This is a genomic window from Flavobacterium piscinae (assembly GCF_004122145.1).
Classification (GTDB): Bacteria; Bacteroidota; Bacteroidia; order Flavobacteriales; family Flavobacteriaceae; genus Flavobacterium; species Flavobacterium piscinae.
This window is the reverse complement of record NZ_SBKQ01000051.1, coordinates 1-255: the sequence shown is the minus strand read 5'-3', so window position 1 is coordinate 255 and position 255 is coordinate 1. Positions and strand designations below refer to the sequence as shown.

Sequence of the window (255 nt, the reverse complement as noted above, 5' to 3'; positions counted from 1 at the left end):
CGACCTCGCTTGATGTATCGACCAACTTTTTGTTTTTCGAGAAGTTTGAAATCGGAGCTACGTATCGTTTAGAAGACAGTTTTGGAGCGATGCTAAATTATGCCATCACCCCCAATCTTCGTATTGGTTATGCGTATGATCACATCGTATCGGATTTGAATATTACGACGCCTTCTTCGCACGAGTTTTTCTTGTTGTTTGATGTAAATTTCCCCAAGAAAGTATCCCGTTCACCACGATTTTTCTAACCTAAAA

Annotated in this window: 1 protein-coding gene; it reads left to right on the top strand. The window is 40.0% G+C overall.

Going from position 1 to position 255, the window contains the following annotated elements:
• Positions 1-248, top strand: a 248-nt coding sequence (locus EQG68_RS14935) for a type IX secretion system membrane protein PorP/SprF (protein WP_129465668.1), incomplete at its 5' end; no start/stop codon positions are given.
• Positions 249-255 lie beyond the last annotated feature (7 nt).